Annotated in this window: 16 protein-coding genes; 5 read left to right on the top strand and 11 right to left on the bottom strand. The window is 38.0% G+C overall.

Annotated features, from left to right (window positions below; translation table 11 throughout):
• Position 1 precedes the first annotated feature (1 nt).
• Genes gatA through JWG40_RS09650 form a run of 4 tightly spaced genes read right to left on the bottom strand, consistent with a single transcriptional unit; the run spans position 2 to position 6,078 of the window.
• Positions 2-1,468 carry an Asp-tRNA(Asn)/Glu-tRNA(Gln) amidotransferase subunit GatA gene (gene gatA / locus JWG40_RS09665; protein ID WP_205285579.1) on the bottom strand — a complete coding sequence of 489 codons (1,467 nt, stop codon included), beginning with the start codon at positions 1,466-1,468 and terminating at the stop codon, positions 2-4.
• Positions 1,465-1,749 carry an Asp-tRNA(Asn)/Glu-tRNA(Gln) amidotransferase subunit GatC gene (gene gatC / locus JWG40_RS09660; RefSeq protein ID WP_205285578.1) on the bottom strand — a complete coding sequence of 95 codons (285 nt, stop codon included), beginning with the start codon at positions 1,747-1,749 and terminating at the stop codon, positions 1,465-1,467. Before gatC ends, gatA begins: the two co-directional genes overlap by 4 nt.
• A gap of 9 nt (positions 1,750-1,758) precedes the next feature.
• On the bottom strand, positions 1,759-3,159 hold the full coding sequence (locus JWG40_RS09655; RefSeq protein ID WP_205285577.1) for an undecaprenyl-phosphate glucose phosphotransferase: 1,401 nt from the start codon (positions 3,157-3,159) through the stop codon (positions 1,759-1,761).
• A 12-nt stretch (positions 3,160-3,171) separates the two neighbouring features.
• Positions 3,172-6,078: an LPS-assembly protein LptD gene (locus tag JWG40_RS09650; RefSeq protein ID WP_205285641.1), complete on the bottom strand. Its 2,907-nt coding sequence runs from the start codon at positions 6,076-6,078 to the stop codon at positions 3,172-3,174.
• Positions 6,079-6,302: 224 nt separating this feature from the next.
• On the opposite strand from JWG40_RS09650, the gene JWG40_RS09645 reads away from it, so the two are divergent.
• On the top strand, positions 6,303-6,653 hold the full coding sequence (locus tag JWG40_RS09645) for a hypothetical protein (protein WP_205285576.1): 351 nt from the start codon (positions 6,303-6,305) through the stop codon (positions 6,651-6,653).
• An 8-nt stretch (positions 6,654-6,661) separates the two neighbouring features.
• Here the strand turns inward: JWG40_RS09645 and JWG40_RS09640 are convergent, their stop codons facing one another.
• On the bottom strand, positions 6,662-7,753 hold the full coding sequence (locus JWG40_RS09640; protein WP_205285640.1) for a response regulator: 1,092 nt from the start codon (positions 7,751-7,753) through the stop codon (positions 6,662-6,664).
• Between the two features lie 79 nt (positions 7,754-7,832).
• Between JWG40_RS09640 and JWG40_RS20080 the strand changes: the two genes are divergently transcribed.
• The gene (locus JWG40_RS20080) at positions 7,833-9,824 is read left to right on the top strand and encodes an ATP-dependent helicase (RefSeq protein ID WP_205285575.1); all 1,992 of its coding nucleotides are present in this window, start codon (positions 7,833-7,835) and stop codon (positions 9,822-9,824) included.
• A 46-nt stretch (positions 9,825-9,870) separates the two neighbouring features.
• Entirely contained in the window at positions 9,871-10,416 is a 546-nt protein-coding gene (locus JWG40_RS09630; protein ID WP_205285574.1) for an MORN repeat-containing protein, read from the top strand.
• A gap of 8 nt (positions 10,417-10,424) precedes the next feature.
• On the opposite strand, the gene JWG40_RS09625 is transcribed toward JWG40_RS09630, so the two are convergent.
• Together JWG40_RS09625 and JWG40_RS09620 are read right to left on the bottom strand one after the other, a co-directional pair.
• Positions 10,425-11,201 carry a M48 family metallopeptidase gene (locus tag JWG40_RS09625; protein WP_205285573.1) on the bottom strand — a complete coding sequence of 259 codons (777 nt, stop codon included), beginning with the start codon at positions 11,199-11,201 and terminating at the stop codon, positions 10,425-10,427.
• Entirely contained in the window at positions 11,198-13,309 is a 2,112-nt protein-coding gene (locus tag JWG40_RS09620; protein WP_205285572.1) for an EAL domain-containing protein, read from the bottom strand. Before JWG40_RS09620 ends, JWG40_RS09625 begins: the two co-directional genes overlap by 4 nt.
• A 397-nt stretch (positions 13,310-13,706) precedes the next feature.
• Here JWG40_RS09620 and JWG40_RS09610 point away from each other — a divergent pair, with 397 nt between their 5' ends.
• The gene (locus JWG40_RS09610; RefSeq protein WP_002974097.1) at positions 13,707-14,030 is read left to right on the top strand and encodes an STAS domain-containing protein; all 324 of its coding nucleotides are present in this window, start codon (positions 13,707-13,709) and stop codon (positions 14,028-14,030) included.
• Between the two features lie 24 nt (positions 14,031-14,054).
• Here JWG40_RS09610 and JWG40_RS09605 read toward each other — a convergent pair whose 3' ends face one another.
• Positions 14,055-15,608, bottom strand: a complete 1,554-nt coding sequence (locus JWG40_RS09605) for a tetratricopeptide repeat protein (RefSeq protein ID WP_205285571.1) — start codon at positions 15,606-15,608, stop codon at positions 14,055-14,057.
• Entirely contained in the window at positions 15,605-17,122 is a 1,518-nt protein-coding gene (locus tag JWG40_RS09600) for a SpoIIE family protein phosphatase (RefSeq protein ID WP_205285570.1), read from the bottom strand. Before JWG40_RS09600 ends, JWG40_RS09605 begins: the two co-directional genes overlap by 4 nt.
• Before the next feature lie 126 nt (positions 17,123-17,248).
• Here JWG40_RS09600 and JWG40_RS09595 point away from each other — a divergent pair, with 126 nt between their 5' ends.
• Positions 17,249-18,247 carry an LB_137 family protein gene (locus tag JWG40_RS09595; RefSeq protein ID WP_205285639.1) on the top strand — a complete coding sequence of 333 codons (999 nt, stop codon included), beginning with the start codon at positions 17,249-17,251 and terminating at the stop codon, positions 18,245-18,247.
• A 10-nt stretch (positions 18,248-18,257) separates the two neighbouring features.
• On the opposite strand, the gene JWG40_RS09590 is transcribed toward JWG40_RS09595, so the two are convergent.
• Together JWG40_RS09590 and JWG40_RS09585 are read right to left on the bottom strand one after the other, a co-directional pair.
• A complete protein-coding gene (locus JWG40_RS09590; RefSeq protein WP_205285638.1) occupies positions 18,258-19,604 on the bottom strand; it encodes a PrsW family intramembrane metalloprotease in 1,347 nt (448 codons plus the stop codon).
• Between the two features lie 58 nt (positions 19,605-19,662).
• Complete coding sequence (locus tag JWG40_RS09585) at positions 19,663-20,865, bottom strand: VWA domain-containing protein (protein ID WP_205285569.1); 1,203 nt, start codon at positions 20,863-20,865, stop codon at positions 19,663-19,665.
• Position 20,866: the final 1 nt, after the last annotated feature.

Below are 20,866 nucleotides of genomic sequence, written 5' to 3'. Positions count from 1 at the left end.
ATTAGGTGATCTCTAGTGGAAGTGCCAATTTACAAATTTCTAATTCGGAAACGGATTTCGCATAACTAAGAAGGTTTGTTTCATCAAAATGGGACGAAGTAATTTGTAATCCGATCGGAAGGCCATTGGAATCTACTCCCGCAGGACAACTGATGGCAGGAACACCCGCTAAGTTGACAGAAGTTGTGAGGATATCTGCTTGGTACATTTGGATCGGATCTTTTGTTTTTTCCCCCACTTTGAATGCAGTTGTGGGTGATGTAGGTTGGAAAATAATATCAACTGATTTAAAGAATTCTGCATATTGTTTTCGAATGAGAACTCTTGCCTTTTGTGCTTTGCCGTAATAAGCATCATAATAACCGGAACTGAGTGAGAAGGTTCCGAGTAAAATTCTTCGTTTGACTTCAGGCCCAAATCCTTGGGTTCTGGATTCCGAATATAAATCGTCTAATTTTCCAGCACCTTCTTTGCGTAATCCATATCGAATTCCATCAAAGCGACTTAAGTTAGATGAACATTCTGCAGTGGCGATCAAATAATAAACAGGAATAGCATATTTTAACAAAGAAAAATCAAGGGGAACAAGAGTTGCTCCTTTGGATTGTAATTCGTTTAATATATCCGCATAACGTTTGTTTACATCGGGAGAAAAATTAAATTCTTCTGCTTTCATCACACCAATTCGTTTGCCCTTCCAATCAATGGAAGAGACAGAATTTGCTTCAAAAGGATTTACTTTGGAAGTGGTTTGGTCCTTGTGATCAAGGCCTGAAATGATTTCTAAAAGATCGGAGATACCTTTTATGTCATTGGAAAAGGGTCCAATTTGGTCAAGACTGGAAGCATAAGCTACGAGTCCGTAACGTGAAACTCGTCCGTAAGTGGGCTTTAATCCCCAAATTCCACAGAGTGCTGCTGGTTGGCGGATAGAACCACCAGTATCAGAACCAAGAGAAACTGGTAACATAGACGCAGCCACTGCCGCCGCCGAACCACCGCTAGATCCTCCGGGTATTCTATTTGTATCAAATGGATTTCTTGTAGTTTGGTAAGCACTGTTTTCTGTAGACGAACCCATCGCAAACTCATCCATATTCAAACGAGGAAATAAAACAAATCCTTTGTCTTTTAATCTTTGGATGACAGACGCATCATAAGGAGAACGAAAATTTTCCAAAATGCGAGACGAACAAGAAGTGATCTCTCCTGTAATACAGATATTGTCTTTAATTCCAATGGGGATTCCATCAAATTCGGAAAGTAACTTCCCGGACTTCCTTCGATTGTCACTTTCTTCTGCTTGTTTTAAAATTCGATCTTTGTTAAATTCTAGGAAAGCCTTAACTTTGGAATCCGTTTCTTCAATTCGTTTGATATAAGCAGATACTAAGTCGCTCGATTTTAGAGATCCATCATTGAGTTTGGTTTTGATTTCAGAATAAGTGAGAAAATTTAAATCTTTCATGTTTCGATTACCTTAGGTACCACAACGTATCCATTTTCGTAAGATGGAGCAATTTTTGCTAAATCATCTCTCTTTAAACCATTTTCAGCGAAGTCCTTTCTCAATTCATAAAAAATTTGTTCATAGATTTCATCATCGCCTACACTTGATGTGTCTAGGTTTTTGATTTCGTCTACGTATTGTACAATCCGAGAAAAGTCATTTAACATAGAAGATACTTCCGCATCGTCAATGTTCAATTTTGCCAAGTTGGCAATGTTCTTTAATTCTTTTTCATCCATAATGTTTCCTCAGTATGCATTCCTATCTATAATTGCCTTTAAGGGAGTGAGTAAAATGATTTTGATGTCGAGCAGCACTGACCAATTCTCAATATAAAAGATATCAGCTTCGATTCGTTTTTCGATCGAAGTATCACCACGAAATCCTTGTACTTGCGCCCAGCCAGTAATTCCCGCTTTAGCTGCATGGCGTCTCATATATTGTTGGTGTTCGTTTCTGAATTTTTCTACATAGAAAGGGCGTTCTGGTCTTGGACCCACAACTGACATATCACCTAGTAATACATTGAAAAATTGTGGAGTTTCATCTAACGATAATTTTCTAAGGACTGCTCCCACTGCTGTCACTCGAGGGTCGTCTTTCACGGTCCATAATGTATCCGATTTCTCTTTCGTTTGGACTACCATAGATCGGAATTTGATCATTCCAAAAACTTTGTTGTCTAGACCCACTCTTTCTTGTTTGTAAAATATGGGACCCTTACTTGTTAATTTAATCAGGAGCGCAATGAGTAGATAAAATGGACTAAATAACAAAATAAAAAACAAAGAAAACAAAATATCAAAAGTTCTCTTTAGGACTAAATTATAACCGAGTCTTAAAGGTATATTTCTGATTGAAATAATCGGAATTCCATCAAGAACTTCGACTCTTCCTTTGGCGGTAACAATTTCTTCATAACTAGGAATTACTTTTAAATCAATACCGTGAAAATCTGCAATATCAATGACTTCTTTAAGGGAATCACCTTCCTCATGTGATAAAGCATAAACAATTAAATCAATATTGTTTTTTTCCACATACGATTCTAACTTTTGAGTGGTTGTTACTGTTTGGAGTTTTTTAGTAGAAAGATTTTTTTTCCCAGCCACAAAACCTTTGACCATATAGCCATAGATGGAATGTTTTTTGATAGTTTCGGAGAAGTTGATCGCCGATTTTCCTGTTCCAATGATGAGTACTGATTTTAAATTGAATCCTTTGCTTCGTAAATACTGCATCAAGGAACGTAGTATAAAATGGGAAAAGGAAGTGAGTATTACCGTACAGATGGCAAAATAACCAATCACCAATCGGGAAAAACTTTCTCCTCTGAAGAAAAACAAGAGGGAAAGTACAACAAGTAGATTGAGGATCACCCCTGCGATGATGGCAAAGAGTTCATCAGAAAAGGACAAACCTCTTCTTGGATGGTAAAGGTCGATGGAGAGGAATGATAAAACTTGAGAGAAACCAAGTACAACACCCAGAATATAATAATTTACGGGATCAATGGTTTGAATTTGAAAAGCTGAATCAGGCGAAAGGTAATAACGAATGATATAGGCACAAACAAAACTCGTAAGTGCAATAAAGAAGTCTGTTACGAGGAAAAGGAGTTTGAAGGACTGGCTTCTTTCTTTTAACATTTTTAACTCAGGTTAATCCGTTAAATCTGTGGATGTTCCATCAAGTGGACGTTTGCGGAATCTATAAAGTCGAACCCTTGTCGCTTGAGCTGAGGCGGAATCTCCAAAACTGAAATTGGTTAAGTTCACAGAAAAGTAAACGGATTGGTCATAAAAAGTCAATTGGTTGTTCATGGTCAATCCTCCAGGAAGGGCTCGTAAATTCATACTATATCCTAAGCGGTATTCCCAATTGTGTAAATCGAGTTTTAAAGTCATCATAAACCGATTGATGTTGAAAACTGTTTTTTGCCTTTCTGTTTGACCTTGAGCACCCGTTCCAGCAGCCAAATCTTCCCAAATCGTTGTTTGGTCGTAATTAGTTCCCGTTTGGGAAGTATACAATTCGGGGCTTGTATTCATTGCATAAAATTGCCCTTGAGCAAGAGCCGTCAGTCGCCAAGGTTCTGTTACTCGAGAATCAAGCTCTAGTTCTACACCAGAATACCGGGTTACTTTCACATCTGTTTTAAAGAAAAATCGGTAACTATCCAAAAAACTATCTTTATATACATGATACCATGTTGAACCTACTTCCAAACTTCGAAAAGCACGGATGATTGGCCAAGAGAATCCACCCATTTTATAGGATACTGTTAAGTTATTCGATAAAGATCGGTTTTGCGGAGTATGATGAACATAATCATTGTTAATGAATACACCTGAGTAAAAATTTCGTTTTCTTTCCAAAAGACTTGGTCTTCGCGTTGTAAATCCATCTACGAAGTCAAAGAACCCACCCACTCTTACTACAGTATAATACCATCTTTGCATATTGGTAAGTCCTGGATTGTAGGCAGATGAGAATTGTCGTAGATCACGAATGGTTCTGACAGAAATGTCCCAATCGTTGAGGGCATAACTTTCTAAAGCAAATTCTGCTTCATGTTGGCGTAAATTTCCAAGGATTGGATCTTTTGCTTCTGCTTTGTCTGCATCCAAACGTCTGTATGTTGTGGATAAAAATATTTCGGGTATACCCATTCTGACAGTATGTGTTTGCCTAACATACTGATAGGATTGTTGTTTTAAAAGTGTCGCATAAGCTTTGTTTACGTCGCGATCAGGACTGTTTAACTCATTCCCAGAGCCAGGAAATTCAACCGTTTGTTTAGTCGCACCCATATAGACTGATGGAGTAAAAGACATATAAGCACCCATGGCGATGGGCGAACGAAAGCCGGTTTCTCCAATGACATTTGTTTGCGATCTTAAAACAAAGTCCTGATACTGACTTCTTGGATCCACAACACCTGTCGTTGGGTTTGTCCTTTGTTGAGGAACTCCGTAAATGCGATTGATATTTGTTTGAAAGAGTAAGTCCCAATAGATTGGACTCGTAGTTCCTGGAATAACTCCAATATTACTAGAATTTCGAATGGTTACAGCAGGCAAAGTATCTTGAGCCGCAAAGTATTGGTTTGCTTGGATTTGGTAAACAAGAGTCCTACTCATTGCAATTCCAACACTTAAATCTCCTCGGTTCTCTGTGTAATTAAAGTTCCAGTTCAGTAAGTTACGAATGAGTCCAAAACGAACATCTCTATACGTATATAAAGATTGTAGAGAGTTTGATGGTTGGTATCTGTTTCCGAATTCATAATCAAATTGACGGTTGCTGTAATTTTCATATTGAATTTGAACGTTTCTTGTGTAGTCACGAGAAAAATCATTGAATTTTGCATTCAAACGAAGGTCTGTTTTCCACCAAGGATCGTAATTAACGCCTGTATTGCGATAGGGCAATCCAGTATTTGGAAACATTTCTCCACGATCTACATTATTGGTAACGGCAACGTTACCAACTCCCCCATTTCGAAATCGATCTTCATAAACGGGAGTAATGGCATTGTTTTTATAATTGGCATAACCAAGATTGATATTGTAATTTAAAATGGGAGAGACTTTCCACATCTCTAATTGAGCGGCTTGTCCTGTTTTTTCATACGCATCAAACCTGAATTTATATCCATTGGCGAGGAAGATACTATTCGGATAAGAATCGGACCATTGGTATGAGTTTTGCCAAAACCAACCTTGTGTATTGTTTTTACCAAATTGTGTGGTGACACCGTTTCCTGAATCGGAATTGTATAGAACGGGTAACCAAAAGAGATAAGTCCCGCCTACTTTATAAGAAACACTATAAGCAACAACGGATCTATCATCGTGTATAAATATTTTGCGAGCTTGAAAAGACTCATGGGGAAGTTCCGCATTACAAGCAGTAAAGTATCCCATCTCGAGTAGGTATCTTTTTTCATCCAAACGTTTTATTTTTTGACCAATAAAGTGTGTAGGGAACATGCTGAGTTTAGAATTATAAACAACACCTTGGTTGATCTTTAAATCGTAGATCATCCTTTCGCCAATGACTTTGGCATTCCCATCTTTGTATTCCACTCCGCCTTCCGCATAAATTTCTTGGCGATTGGCATCAATGGATACTGAGTCAGCCACGAGTTCACCTGAGCGAATTTTTAGTCGAACTTTGCCTCGAAGGACAAGAACCCCCCCTTTTGTTTTATCAATATTTAAAAGTTGGCCTTCTGCTGCGTTTTGAATTTGAATGGGTGGACCTTTTTTTGTTTGAGAACTAAGCAGAGATTCGGGAGTTAACACCTGTTCTTCTTCAGGAACAAGAGCTTCTCTTAGTCTTTCTCTTTTGGAATAGATGGTTCCGACTGGATTCAGACCTAAATTACGAAGGTTGTCTTCTACTTCTCTATCAGTCATGGAGTCGACTGACTTTCGGACGAGACCCCGTTGGACTTGGGCAGTTGTTAGTTTCCTTTCTTCTTCTTGCGCGTTTTTTGTAGGCCCAGCTTGGTCAGGAAAGAGGAGTTTTAACCCGTTGGTATCTTGCGCCAGAATTTCCATTCCGAAGAGAAAACCATAAAATAATATGAGAAAACGAATGGATTTTTGCACAGCGGGCTTTGAAAGTATAGAACGAGAGTTTTACACCGGTCGAAAAAATCAATGGAAAACCAGGCAGAAATTCGGACGGGAATCCCGTATTTTACCGGAAAAAGAGGTTGCGAAACTATTCATGTAATGGACATAATCAAATGGCTCAATCCTTGGGCATCCGGGAGTTTTGAATGGCAAAAACCTACTCTGGGGAACGTATTCCTGGTACTTTGCGGTACAATCTCAAAGTCAGAGAGGGAAGAATAGAACATTGTTTTATGGTTCCAGAGCCATCCATCCAAATTCCCATGGAAGGTTTTGGTCCCGATGAAAGTGCCAATCGTTTAGCTTTAGCCATCCTTTTGGATTTCACAAAAAACCCACAAACCTCTTTTTTATACTATAAGGACTTTAATTTTTTCTTAAGTGGTCTTTTTTTGGAGGACAATTGGATGTTACATTCCAGCCGCATTGAGTTGTTTTTCAAATTGTTAGAAGAAAGCCCACAAATGGCAAAACCTCTGGTTTCCGGAAAACGTTAAACTTTGTGTTATAAAGGTTTGATGATGGGTAAGGTAAAAAACCAAGAGGATGAATCTTCATCCCGATACATCTTCCCCTTATGTTCTGTCACTATACTTTTAGTTACTTCGAGGGAATTCATTTGAGAGATTCCTTTCATCAGATCCTCTGCCCCATTGTCTTTGATTTGAATGAGGATGTGACTGGATCCATCTTCTTCAGCTTGTTTTAATAAAACAATTATCTTTCGACCGATTGTATCTTCTCTGGTATTCACTCGAACTCTGGCATCCTGCAAAAGATTGAGAAGGACTTGTTTGATTTTTTGTGGTTGGCAATAAACAAGCGGAACATCTCCCAACTCGATTTCGCATTGGATTCCTTCCTTTAAAAAATACTGATGTAGGAAAGATCGTGTATCGTTTATGATACTTCCTAAATTGGAATAATTCCACTGGGAAGAAGTGGACTGAGAATAAGACACTAAGTTTTTAATGATTTTTGCGATTCGTTCCGATTCATCCCCAATTTTTGCAGCCTTTTCCCCCAAGGAAGGATTGTTCGTTTTTTTTGCTTCTAACGCAATTAGATCAGCCAAATTTAAAATGGAAGTGAGTGGATTATTGATTTCATGAGAAATACCCGATGCAACTAGTGCGATTGTTTCCCATTTTTGATTTTCAGCAAGTCTACTTTCTACATTTCGAATGTGTTTCTGGACTTGCGATTTATAGATGGCCATCTCGACTGATATATACAGATCACGGCTGTTAAATGGTTTGATTAAATAACCGAAAGGTTCTGTGGCTTTGGCTCGGTTAATAGTTGCTTCGTCAGAATAAGCAGTCAGATAAATCACTGGAATTTCTTTCGTTTTTTTTATGATAGTCGCTATTTCGATCCCATCCATAGGACCATTCAGCATAATATCCATTAACACCAAATCAAAATGTTCATTTTCGATATGTTCAATGGCATCGTTTGCATCAGAAACATAGATGGCGTTGTATCCGTATTGTTTCAAAGTGGAACAAATATTGATGGCAATGATCCTTTCGTCCTCTACGACGAGGATTCTCTTAACGTCTGTTTCTTTATCTGTTCCCACAACTGCTGTCATATTCTTTAAAACCGGTTTCATCTATCAAATACAATAATTAGAGTTTGTCAACAGAATCCATGCAACAAATCTCTGTATTGTGAATGAGGATTTAAACGAGGCCCAAAATTCAGTCATTTTATCCCCCGAAGGCCCCATCTTAGTTGTTGCGGGCGCCGGTACTGGGAAAACGAACACCCTTGTCAATAAATTGGCATCTCTTGTTCAGAATGGATTAGACCCAAGTTCCCTTCTGCTTTTAACCTTTACGAGAAGGGCAGCCAAAGAGATGTTAAATAGAGCCACCGCCAAACTCGATTCGCGAATGATGGCTGTTCATGGTGGTACATTTCACTCTTTTTGCCACCATTTCTTACGAAAGTATTCATTAGCTGTTTCCCTTAATTCAAATTTCACTATTTTGGATGAGGATGATACCACAAGTCTTGTGGGAATGGCAAGGGACCAAATAGTCTCCAAACAATCCAAAGTTCGATTTCCCAAAAAGGAGACTTTGGCTGAGATTTTTTCCTCCTGTTTTAATCTTCAGATTTCATTGGAAAAAGTTTTACAAAAGGACTATCCAATGTTTATCGGACTCACAAAAGAAATTCAAGAAGTGAAATCTAAATTTGTAGAGCTCAAATTAAAGCATAATTCCCTTGATTTTGATGACTTATTGGATTTTACGCGCAAGATTTTAATGGAAGAAGAATCAATTCGAGAAAGGATTGGATTACAATATAAATACATTCTAGTCGATGAATACCAGGATACCAATCGTATCCAAGCACATATAGCTTGTTTGTTGGCAAGCAAACACCAAAATATACTGGTTGTGGGTGATGATGCTCAATGTATCTATGGGTTTCGCGGAGCCAATGTGAATAATATGTTGGATTTCCCGAAAATTTTTCCGAATACAAAAATCATTCATCTAACAGAAAATTATCGAAGTACACAATCAGTTTTAGATTTGGCAAATGCTGTTTTAGATCAGAGTAAAGAAAACTATAAAAAACATTTATTATCCCATAAGCAAGCCCCTTCTTATAAACCAAAACATACCAAATTTGAATCTTCAGAGGAGGAAGCTGAATGGATATCCGAGAAAATTCTTGAGTTGTATGAAGAAAACACTGTTTTGTCTGATATCGCAGTTCTTTTTCGTGCAGGTTATATTTCAAACCTTTTAGAAGTAAAGCTCAGCGCAAAACAGATTCCATTTCGTAAGTATGGAGGAAAAAAATTTTTGGACTTAGCACATGTGAAGGATTTACTTGCTTACCTTCGTATCATTGATAATCCAAGGGATATACTTTCTTGGAATCGGGTTTTACTTTTAGAAAAAAACATTGGAAAAAAATATGCCCAAGTTCTCCATAAAAATTTAGAAAACCATGACTTTCAATGGGACCTCGTCAAAGACTCAGATACATTTTTTTTAGGAATTCCGGATGGCGCAAAAACTTCATTTCGAAATTTGATCAGGATTTTTGAATCAGAACCTCTAAACTATGCAAATAGTATGACGATTGTGGAAACAGTTTTATCTCACTACTTGCCGATTTTAGAACAGGAATATGATGATTTTGAAAAAAGAAAACAGGATTTGGATTCGTTAAAAATTCTCACTAAATCTTCTCCCAATCTTTCCGATTATTTAGCCAACTTAACTCTTGATCCCACCGAAAAGGTAGATACTAGTTTAGTCGATAAGGAGGAAGAATTTCTTACGCTTTCCACCATTCACTCCGCCAAGGGATTGGAGTGGAAGTATGTATTTACCATGCAAGTGGTAGAAGGAAGTTTACCAAGTTCTAGAATCAAAACTACCCAAGATTTGGAAGAAGAAAGACGGCTGTTTTATGTAGCAATCACCAGGGCCAAACAGGGATTGTTTTTAACCTCCCCTGTTTTTTCTGATAAAAATCGATTAACAACTATAAGTCGGTTTCTTTTAGATTTGCCAAATTTAGGAGATTTGGTCGAAGAAGTGTTACCCAAAAAAATGGAAATCCAGAATGGGAATTTGGATCCGCAGTCGGAATCCGACCGATTCCAGGACATCCAAAAATACTTTTTGAATTGATTTCTTTAAAATCATACTCTACGATGGGTTCAGATTTGGGGGATGTATGAAATTATCTTTTCGCAGTTTGCTTTGTGGAGTTTTTCTTTTACCTATGTTGATTGTTTGTGCTTCACAGGATACAAAAGACGCATCTGACCCTTCAAACCAAGATCCGAAATCCAATTCACGAAATGTTAGTTTAGAAGATCCAGAAAAGGGTGGAAAAAAAATTGGATGTATTGAAGGGAACTGCGTCAACGGAATTGGCAAATATGTTTATGATAATGGCGATGTTTATACCGGATCCTTTAAAAATGACTTACGAGAAGGAAGCGGAAGTTTCCTCTATACTGACGGTGAGAAGTTTAGTGGCACTTACGTAGAAGATAAAAAACAAGGACCTGGCGAATATAGTTTCAAAAACGGAGATAAATACGTAGGCGAATTTCAAAACGGACAAATCAACGGAAAAGGAACTTATAGTTTCAAGGATGGTAAGTCCGTATCGGGAGACTTTACTTCCGATGGCCAAGAAGGGATCGGAGTCCTTACCGATGAAGGTAAGGCTAGAAATTGTAAAATCACAGGAAGAAAACTTCTCTGCGAATAAAAGTCACTTTAAAGTTGGCAGTTGGGACGTTTCCCTTCTGCTTTTGCTTTCTCCCATAATGCCAAAGCATTTGGCATTGCCGCATTTAAATGTTTCATTCTAGTTGCATCCGATGGGTGTGTTGATAATAACTCATTGGGTTTGTTTCCCCCAAGGGCACTCATATTTTTCCAAAGTTCCACGCTTTGTCTGGGATCAAATCCTGACTTTGCCATCAGCTCCAACCCAATTAAATCAGCCTCCGATTCGTGTTCTCTAGAAAAAGGAAGTAGAATCCCAAATTTTGCACCCATTCCCAGGGCACCTGCAACCATGGGTTTGCCAAGGTTTTCTAATAATTTCACGGATCCACCCGCTAGTTGGTTTTGAGAGACACGTTCATTTCCATGACGAGCAATCACATGTCCTATTTCGTGCCCGATTACGGCTGCTAGCTGGTCTCTATTTTTTGCGACCGAAAACATTCCGGTGTAAACACCAATTTTTCCACCTGGAAGAGCAAACGCATTCGGAGTATTGTCTTTAAATACAACCACTTCCCAGGATTCCACTCCCGTTGTATCTGAAGTTACAGCTAACTCTGCTGATACGATACAGTTTACATAAGTGTTGGAAATGGAACTAGAATCGATTGGCGTTTTTGTTTTCATTTCTGAAAATGTTGTGGTTCCCATTTCATTCATTTCAGCATCTTTTACGATTAGGATTTGTCTTCTTCCCGTAGGAGAAGTGCTGCACTGAATGAAAAATGCGATCACTAAAACTAAATTTAAAATTCGAATCATTGTTTTTCCTGTTTTGAATAAAATTGATGAATGAACGGAATTACTTCTTCACTTGCAATCGGTTTTGACAACCAGTAACCTTGGATTTTATCGCATTCGTAAGATTTCAATAACTCCAATTGTTCTATTTCCTCTACTCCTTCAGCCACCACCGAATAACCAAGATCATGTGCCATATTGATAATAGAGATTAATAGAAAACTTTCTTTGGAGCCTTCTTCAACGTTGTTTAAGAATGATTTATCAATTTTTACAATGGAGAGTGGCAATTTTTCTAAATAAGAAAGAGAAGAAAATCCTGTACCAAAATCGTCGAGAGCCACTTTTACACCAATATCAATTAGGTTAGAGAGAATCGGTACTGTTTCTGTGAGATTTTTCATCGCCAAACTTTCAGTAATTTCCACTTGTAAGGATGTATACGGGATTTCTCTACGATTGTGGAGGTCTACAATCCAGTGAAAGATGTTTTGATCAAAGAAAACTTGAGGACTTAAATTAACCGCAATGGAAATGGGAAGGCCTTGTTTGATTTGCACTTCTTCAATGACATTTGCTGCTTGTTCTAAAACAAAGCGCGTGATCGGAACAATAAGACCTGAATCTTCTGCCAGAGGAATGAACTCTGCCGGAGAAACCATCCCTCTTTGGGGATGACGCCAACGAACGAGTGCCTCCCAATGACCTATTCTATTCTCTTTGATATCTAAGATGGGTTGGTAAAAAACAAAAATTTCGTTATGAGTTAAGGCTTTTTTTAAATCATTTTGAATTTCTAGTTGGAAATGGATTTTTTCCTGCATAGCTTGGTTGAAGACAGACACTGTCCCCACCTTCTGTGATTTTGCATGAAACATCGCAATCTCTGCATTTCGCAAAAGTACATCAGCATCTTTACCACCAAGTCCGAAGGTGGATATCCCACAGGAAGCCGTTAGGTAAATTTCGTATCCACCGAGTGGAATGGGATCCCCTAAACGTTCCAATAATCGAATTGCATAATTTACACCTTCATCAATCGCAAGAAGATGGGTGACCAAAATGGAAAAGTTGTCCGCACCGAGCCTTGTAATGATGGCATCAGGATCTGAAAATTGTTTTAGTCTTTCCGAAAAGATAACTAGTATCTGGTCGCCTGCTTCATTTCCCAGGGAATGATTGATTCGCTTGAAGTTATCGATGTTAATACAGAATAAAATAGGATAACCTGTATTTTTTGAGTTATAGGCAAAGATTTTTTGTTCAATTCTTGCTAGAAACAAGGCGCGGTTTGGAAGTCCTGTGAGATTATCATAAAAGGCATCATGAGTTAACTGTTGTTCAGCTAGTTTTCTGTCTGTGATATCGTGATGGATGGCAATGTATTGAAAGACCGATCCATCTTGACCCGTAAAAGGAACTATCGTTGTATCGGCCCAATAGTCACTACCGTCTTTTCTAATGTTTCTAATCTCACCTCGCCAAACTTTACCTTTTTGAATGGTTTCCCAAATTTTAGTCCAATCCTCTTTGGTTTTGTCTGTGGATTTTAGAATTCTATGATTTTGGCCTATGAGTTCAGAAACAGTGTAACCAGTTGCTTTTGAAAATGCCTCGTTGACATAGGTGATGATTCCATTCGCATCTGTGATAGAGACAATATTTGCTTGGTCTAAAGCAAACTTCTGAAGTTGGATTTCCTTTAAAGATTGGTATAGGAAAGTTTCCGTAGTATTTTTTTCTTTCCTATAAACAAGTTCTCTTCTTTCCCTTTCTAAAACTTCTGTTAATCGGAGGAGGTTTTTTCGATCGATTAGATCATTGACACCTGATTTCATATAACTTAAGTTTTTCGAAAAATCTTCAGGATCACTGAGTAAAATTACCGGAATGTCAATTTTTTTATCATTTAGGTATTGTAAATATACAGGAATTTCCGAGTGAAAGGGTTCTCTGGTGCTACAGATAATTGCATCCCAATCTTCTTCATGGACTGTAGCTTCCCATGATGGGAATGTTTCGACCACTTTGTAGAGGGGACTTAGACCGTTGGCCTTCATCTCTCGCACAAGATCAAATACACTATTAGAATCGTTTTCGAGTATTAGAACGCTGATTGGAATGCCCATTGTATTGGCCGTTGCCGGCTATCTCTCCCACTAAGGATTCGTATTTTTCCTAAAATCTCAACCTAAAAAAGATTCGAAAAACATAGGAAATTTCGTCCGATATAGCCTAGTGCATCCGAAAACTTTTGAAACTAATTATATTAAAAAAGAATATTTAGAGCATGAACTCAGGAAATTACTCTTGGACATGAGTGATTTGGATTATAAAGGACTTAATGATTATGACAAGGGTGGTTTCGATGGTTTCAACCAAGCAATTACCTTAGTTTTAAAAAGGCTACAAACCTAGGGTTTTTTCTAATCAAAATGGCTACCAGACATGCGAAACAAGTTTCCACAAAAATTCTTTACAAATTTGGCAAGTAAACAGATAGTATACGTGCCAGTAGGAAGTTCAATGAATTTCACAACCAAACAAGTTAAAAATCATACAGTTGTTACTCTAGAGGGTTCCCTCGATATTTATTCTGCACCCGCACTTAAAAAAGAACTCCACAAAATCATCGATGACGGGGCTGAGTCTGTAGCAATTGATATGGTCAATATCAAACTATTGGATTCTTCCGGAATCGCTTTGCTTGCGAATCTTCAAAAGAAGCTCAAGTCGGAAGAAGGACAGTTTTTCCTTTTGAATGTTAGCCAGGATGTAATGGTAATATTAAAATTGTCCAGTTTGGATAAATTTTTTACCATCCTCGGTGGGGAATCAGAACTCCCATAAAGACTGACTCGTTACATTGACTCATTAGAGCCGGAAAGACTTTACCTCTCCCCGAACCACCGGCTCTTCTTGAGATTTTGGCTTTGTCCAATCGCCAGAACTATTTTGGATCCATCGATTTGATTCCGATTTTTCTCCAGAACTAGTGACTAGTTTTACAGGGGTTCCGCGTTCCGCGGATACTTGAACAGAAACTACCAAGTCATAAGGAAGGTTTAGTCCAAAAGAGCCCAATTGCAAAGTCGCTAGATTTCCTTCAATCTTCACTTCGTCGCAAACAACTTCCCTTCCGTCCCTTAACTTTACCTTTAGTTTCAATGGGTCTTGCGGAATTGTTTTTTTCACAACCACAGGCGGATTTTTCACAGGCGCTTCGGAGGCCACTTCCGGAGTTTCTGCAACCAAAGGTATTTTTTCTTCTGAAACTACAGCAGCAAGTTTGGTAGTTTCCTGTTTAGAATCTTCAAGAGATTCGCGGATATTCTCTTTGATTTGGTTGAGTTCTTTTGTATCTTCTTCTGAGAGGTTGGATGTGGTTTCTGCTTTCAGTACTTTTTCAATAATGACTGGTTTTAGAACTAAGCTTTTTCCTTCTTCGATGTTTTCTGCTGCCTTGGAATCCCCCAGTTTGTTTGCTTCTTCTTTGGAAAAAGCAACAAGGGATTTGTTTTCTTGATAGAAATTTCCGATGAGCAATAAACGCCTGTTTGCACGGATCGCAACTTCTTTGTTTTGTTTTTGTTTTACAAGTTGAATGTATTCCTTTACTGCATTGGAAGTTTTACCCAACTCTTCCATTGAACGTGCCTTGATATAAGATTGATCTTTGGTCAAATTGGGTAGACTTTCCAAAGTTTTGAGGGTTTCTTCATAATCCCCACTTTGAAATAAAGAATAAGCCAATTCTTCTGGTGACCTTTTTTTGTTTTTCAGCTCTTCTTTTTTTTTCTCACCTTCTTCTAAAAAACTAATCAGGAGGGTTGCATTCTCTGCGTAGTGAGTTCCCGAAAATAAATCGATCGCTTTGGTCAGTTTAAGAAAGGCCTTTTCTCTTTCACCCATCATCACCAAACAATATCCGTGGTGAAGGAGTGTGAATGCCATCTCATCTGAAAGTGAGGAAGTGATAGAATCTTCCAATTCTTGGTATTTTTTGGAGGCAATCGGATACTTTCTTGTCCGTTCCATATAAAAGGCAAATTGCAAACGAATGATTGTTTTTTGTTGCTCTTCTAACTCTAAGGCGGGCTTAAAATTGAGAAACCGAACTGAGTTGATGACGTAAAGACCAAAACGGTCCTGCCAACTCATTTTTAAGTCTAAACCTTCTGTTTCGGAGTTCATAATACCCGATTCCAGAATGTTGACTTTTACCTCAGACATATAATCATCTTTGGAAAGAAACATTTGTTTCAATCTTTCACGTAATGTTTGGGAAGAAAGTTCGTAGTTCATCAGTTGATCTCTGAGAATTCCGAATCGCAATTCTTGTAATTTTACACTGACGATGGACTGAGAGGCCAAAGCGAAAAATAAAAATAGAATGAGGAAAAGAGAGAAAAAGAAAAACTTTTTCATTCCGGTACATCAAGGACAATCATAGTCACATCATCCTTATATTCCTCATGTTTTTCTTCGAGCAGTGCCATTGCCTTTTCCACAATTTCTGCATTGGATAAGTAAATGTTTTCTAAAACTACTTCAGTAAATCGTTCGAGTCCAAATAGGCCCCCTTCTTTGATCGGAGTTTCCACAACACCATCGGTATAAAGAACGATTTTGTCTCCAGGAAGAACTGGAAAAGATTCTAGGGAATATTGAATGTCATCTCCCATACCAAGCGGTGGACCTGAGCTATCAACATAGGTGATTTCTTTGGTGGAAGGTCGAATGATAAAGGGAGCGTTGTGGCCTGCATTTACAAATTTGACAACACCTGGCTCTTCAAAAACAACAAAAACTCCGGTAGCAAAAAAAGATGCCTGGAGGCGGTTGGCAATAACTTCCCCCAATTGGTTGATTGCTTGGATGGCTGAGTGATTTTCTTTCATTATTGATTGTAAGGACATTGCCATAACAACCGTTACGAGGGCTGCAGAAACTCCATGCCCAGAAGCGTCCGCCAAAAAGAATCCATAATAATTACTTTCTGGAAATTGGAAGTATTGGTATAAATCGCCGGACACTTCACGCATGGGGCGATACAATTTCCCAATATTAAATTTTTTATATTTTTTTACCGAAGGTAAAAATAATTCTTGGACTTCTTTTCCGATCTGTAGTTCTTGATTGATTTCTTCGTTCAACCGAGTAATGGTTGTTACCTTGTTTTGGATTTCTTCTGCCATTAAGTTGAATGACTTACCCAGACTATCCAATTCATCATTACTTTTAAATCCCCAGTCTACCCTAGACTGCAAATTACCTGTTGCCATTTCTTTGGAAGCAACCTCTAAGGATCCTACTCGTTTGAAGATAGCTCGGTATACAAGGATAGCAAAAATAATATGGAAAACAATCCCCCAAAGGACAGCATAACCCACCTGAATGTAGAGTTGTTTTAATCGGTCTTGGATTGATGAGATATTAAAATGGGTAAAAAGAAAAACTTCCCTGCTATCGGAAAGACGGATGGGTAATAAAAAATCAACCGTAAAATCCGATTCGTTAAGATCCAAACTGTATCGTGCTTTGAATAAATTTCCTTCCTTATCGGAAGAAACTTCTTTGGTCTTTTTTAAAACAGATTCTGTGATTTCTTTTACACCCGGTCCAGATTCTGGTTCAGATAATATGATTTTTCCATCAGGATCAAAAATCGAAAATCTGTTGATTTCATAGAGTTTTAGTGTTTTACGAAAAACTTCAAAACTTTCATCTCGGTTACCCGAAAGGCCAATGGATTGAATATCAGCGAGGATGGTGTTGGCGAGGTTTTCTGACTGGAATTGGAAGTTCTTGAGAAGCAAATCAGATTGATTTTCGAAGATCATCACCGTAAAAAAGATGATATTGAGCAAGGCAAGAAGGGAATAAAACAGTCCAATCTTAAAGCGTAAGGAATTCGTCGTTTTGATTTTGCTTTTGTTCACGGCAATTACTAGTATTGTCGATAATTAAGTGATAGAAATCTATCACAAAATGAGATTTTCCCATTGGTTTTAGGCATCTACATATCCTTCCTTCGCTTCCTACGAGCTATTTCACTTCCGTTTCTCGTGGTTTTTGCTTTCTTCTCCCTTTCAGCCGACAAGATTCGCTTGAAATCAGGGGAAGTACTGAACGGTAAGGTAGTGAATGTAACCGCCACTCATGTGGAATGGCAGGATCAAGGAAAAAGGTATAAATTTTTAAATACGGAAGTTTTAGGAATCGATGTAGGTTATGATGGACTTCCCGCTTGTGCCGATTATAAAACTTTTGGTGTGGAAGATTGCGATTTAATTCTCACCAAACTAACGAAAACGAATGCTAGTTTTTCCAAAAAGAGTAGCCCCTTGGAACTTGAGATTATTCCGTTAAAAAAAATAGCAAGCCTTCGAGTGAATGCGGATTCTGGATTTCCTATGGAACGTTACATTGATCCCGGAGTAAAGGGTAAATGGGTTTTTGCTGGAAAAGAAATTTTTGGTAATTTCAAGACTCTGGAACGCGACAAAATCACCATTGAGACAGAGTCCAAAACTTTGGAATCTGTCGATACTTTAGATTTTGAATCTTTTGAGATTCAAAACAAGTCAGTGATTGTGAAGGTGATTAAGGAAGAAACTCCGAAAGTTATCCCTGGTTATACGCCGATAACCGAAAAAAGATATGGAAAAGCTGCTTTTATTTTCAGTGGAGCATTGCTTTCCGGCTTGGGGATGTTATATGAATATAATGCATCTGTGAATGCAATCAACAACGATATCGAGTATATCCCTACGGCAGATGGTAGAGTATTTGTTTTTGCAAATACCCTTAGTACGGACAAATACGACTTCCATAGACAACGTTTTCTCATTTATTCGGCGGTATTCACTTCCATCATTACTTACAGTTTGATTGATAGTTTTTATTTAGGTCGGATGGAAACAAAAAAGGAAAATGCAAATGGAGTGTATTTAAAGCCGATTTTAGATTTGAAACCAAATTCAAATATCTTAGGATCTGCAAACCAGTTTCAAAGACCAAATGATAGTTTGTTCTATGGATTTAGTTTTGAATCTCGATTTTAATTGAGATCACTTATACCATCGCCTCTCGTAAAAATAAATTTTTAAAATTTTGTTTGAACCGAAGGAAGTGCCATTTGATTAGGAATGGATAAGGAATCGCATCCAGTTGACACATAGCACCGCAATTCCCCTCTTCCGTTTCTCTACACCATAAAATAGTTCCCGAAAGTCCTACAAAACAATCCAGTCCAATCCAAAGATCAAATTTAACTTTGGTATTGTCTGGAAACATTTGTGAAGTCGGAAGGTAAAACATATTGGCTTGGATATGAAAGATGGCCGAATTTTCTTCAATATTATTTACATGTAAGTCAACAGAACTAAATAGTGGAACGGCAAGCATTCTATCTCGAAAAAAATACGGATTTAAAATTCCCGCAAAGAAAAACATAAGAGAAAGAATGATGGGATACATCACAAATAAAGCAAAATAATCCTGCAGAGCTAAATCAGGAAATTTCTGAGTAATCCAATCTGGGGAATCCAATAATATATATACTGATAAAATCCCTGGGATCAAAAAGAATCCAGTAAGGATGGAATGGCGTAAGTTCGGGTATTGTAAAAGTTTGATCCCCGATGTAGAAATATGTTTTTGAATATTTTGAATCCAACCTTCGTGTCGGTTGTGTCGACTTAAAATTTCATACTCTTCCATACTCATATTCATTAGTTTTAGAATATGACCTGGAACAAGAATTCTTGATTTAGCGATTGTTAGCTCCAATATAAAAAATAGGGAAAGGATACAAACCGGCAGAATTACAAGTAAATCAATTTCTTGAAAGATCGAGAGGTTATAGAATCCGTGAATTCCAACACAAACAAAAAAACCAAAGCTTAGTTTGCCCCATTTGAATATTGGGTTTTTATGAAATAAGAACATCATCAGATAGGCTCCCACAAGCCCCCCATTCATCATATGAATGGGGAGCGCCGTAATGGAGCGAAGCACCTGCGACCAAAGACCGGTGTTAATAAAGTATAAAATATTTTCAACTAATCCAAAAATTCCACCTAACACAAGGCCGTAAAAAATTCCATCAGTGACAGTAAATTCATCTTGGTTTTTTCTAAAAAATAGATAAATTCCAAGTAATTTCGCAAATTCTTCCACAAAAGCAGAAAGAATAAAAGCGTTCCAATATGGCCCACCGTTAGGAAGCCAATTCAAAAGTAGAGATTGTAAACCGATGGCAATCCCTGCACTAAAAATAGAAAAAGCAATGGCAGTGTATTGTAAAAAAGATTCTGTAAAGCGGTAAAAATGAAATCGATAAAAGGAATAATAAAAAGCGAGCGTGATGAAATTGATAAAGAATATGACCAAACTAGGAATCGAAATTTGAATGATCATCTGTTTGATTAACGGCAAAAAAACTCTGAAAATCAACGAGAATTGCTCGTGAAATTGGTTAAACCAATCTTTTTACAGCCTTCCGTAATCCCTCAATTGTTAAGGGAAACATGGGAACAACATCTTCAATGGCTTCGATCGTAGGTGCACCCCAGAAACGTTTGGGCTCGGGATTGAGCCAAACCGATTCAGGAAAATATCCCACAAGTTCTTTTAGAGATTCGAGCCCACTTTTGGCTTTTCTTTGTTTTTCTTCAGAACTTGAACCATGATACGCATAAGGATTGTAAGGTGTTCCCATAAGTTCATAGGGAGCCATATAAGCATCTCCCACAAAAATGAGTTTTGTGTTTTTGCGGAATTTTTCCTCGAATTGTTTTAAAGAAATACGTGTTTGAAACTCGTGATTTGCATAGAGATATTCATGAAAGATATTGTGAAAAAAGTAATTATGTACTTCTTTGAAGTGGTAGAGCCCACGGCTCGCACTGAATAGTTTACTCACTCTGTCGGAATGAGGGGTCATACTTCCTCCGATGTCCATGATGAGTACAAGTCGAAGAGAATTTTTTCGTTCTCTTTCTTCCACAAGCTCAATTTCGCCCCCATTTTCACAGGTTCTATCGATGGTTTTGTCTACGTGGAGTTCCCTTCTTCCTTCTTTTTTTAAAAACCTAAGTTCCTTTAAGGCAAGTTGGATGGATCTTGTGTCTAGGATTTCATCTTCCCGGTAAGCTTTGTATTTGCGTTCATTCCACAAACTCACACCAGAACGGTTCCCTTTCCCTTCTGTATTTCCGCCAATGGAAATTCCGTTGGGATTGAAGCCGGAATTACCAAAGGGAGAGGTTCCCGAAGTCCCTACCCATTTGTTCCCACCATCGTGGCGCTCTTTTTGTTCAGCCAAACGTTTTTTTAATTCTTCGATGACTTCTTCCATACTCAGATTAGGAGCATTTAATTTTTCGGAATCACTTAAATGTTTGGGAATGTTTTCATCTAACCATTCAAATAGAGTATCTCTAAACTGAATCCTTTGTTCCTTCCAACTCCCAAAGGTTTTGGAAAAGGCAAGGTCATAACTATCGTAGTGTTTTAGATCTTTGGCAAAGTTAAGTCGACCCACTCGGTAAAGTTGGTCCAAGTTCATATATCCAGAAGGATCAGTGAGTTTCCTGAGACTTGCGAGAAATGCAATTAGCTCTCCCGTAGAACAAGGAACAGACTCCCCGCGCAGATTGTAAAAAAAATCCAAGAACATA

The organism is Leptospira abararensis (assembly GCF_016918735.1).
In the GTDB taxonomy this organism is placed as follows: domain Bacteria; phylum Spirochaetota; class Leptospiria; order Leptospirales; family Leptospiraceae; genus Leptospira_A; species Leptospira_A abararensis.
The sequence above is the reverse complement of the archived record's forward strand: the minus strand, read 5'-3'. Positions and strand labels throughout refer to the sequence as shown.

Coding starts and splice junctions, on each gene's coding strand:
- gatA (WP_205285579.1), bottom strand. CDS start 1,468: ATGAAAGATTTAAATTTTCTCACTTATTCTGAAATCAAAACCAAACTC.
- gatC (WP_205285578.1), bottom strand. CDS start 1,749: ATGGATGAAAAAGAATTAAAGAACATTGCCAACTTGGCAAAATTGAAC.
- JWG40_RS09655 (WP_205285577.1), bottom strand. CDS start 3,159: ATGTTAAAAGAAAGAAGCCAGTCCTTCAAACTCCTTTTCCTCGTAACA.
- JWG40_RS09650 (WP_205285641.1), bottom strand. CDS start 6,078: ATGGAAATTCTGGCGCAAGATACCAACGGGTTAAAACTCCTCTTTCCT.
- JWG40_RS09645 (WP_205285576.1), top strand. CDS start 6,303: ATGGCAAAAACCTACTCTGGGGAACGTATTCCTGGTACTTTGCGGTAC.
- JWG40_RS09640 (WP_205285640.1), bottom strand. CDS start 7,753: ATGACAGCAGTTGTGGGAACAGATAAAGAAACAGACGTTAAGAGAATC.
- JWG40_RS09630 (WP_205285574.1), top strand. CDS start 9,871: ATGAAATTATCTTTTCGCAGTTTGCTTTGTGGAGTTTTTCTTTTACCT.
- JWG40_RS09625 (WP_205285573.1), bottom strand. CDS start 11,201: ATGATTCGAATTTTAAATTTAGTTTTAGTGATCGCATTTTTCATTCAG.
- JWG40_RS09620 (WP_205285572.1), bottom strand. CDS start 13,309: ATGGGCATTCCAATCAGCGTTCTAATACTCGAAAACGATTCTAATAGT.
- JWG40_RS09610 (WP_002974097.1), top strand. CDS start 13,707: ATGAATTTCACAACCAAACAAGTTAAAAATCATACAGTTGTTACTCTA.
- JWG40_RS09605 (WP_205285571.1), bottom strand. CDS start 15,608: ATGAAAAAGTTTTTCTTTTTCTCTCTTTTCCTCATTCTATTTTTATTT.
- JWG40_RS09590 (WP_205285638.1), bottom strand. CDS start 19,604: ATGATCATTCAAATTTCGATTCCTAGTTTGGTCATATTCTTTATCAAT.
- JWG40_RS09585 (WP_205285569.1), bottom strand. CDS start 20,865: ATGTTCTTGGATTTTTTTTACAATCTGCGCGGGGAGTCTGTTCCTTGT.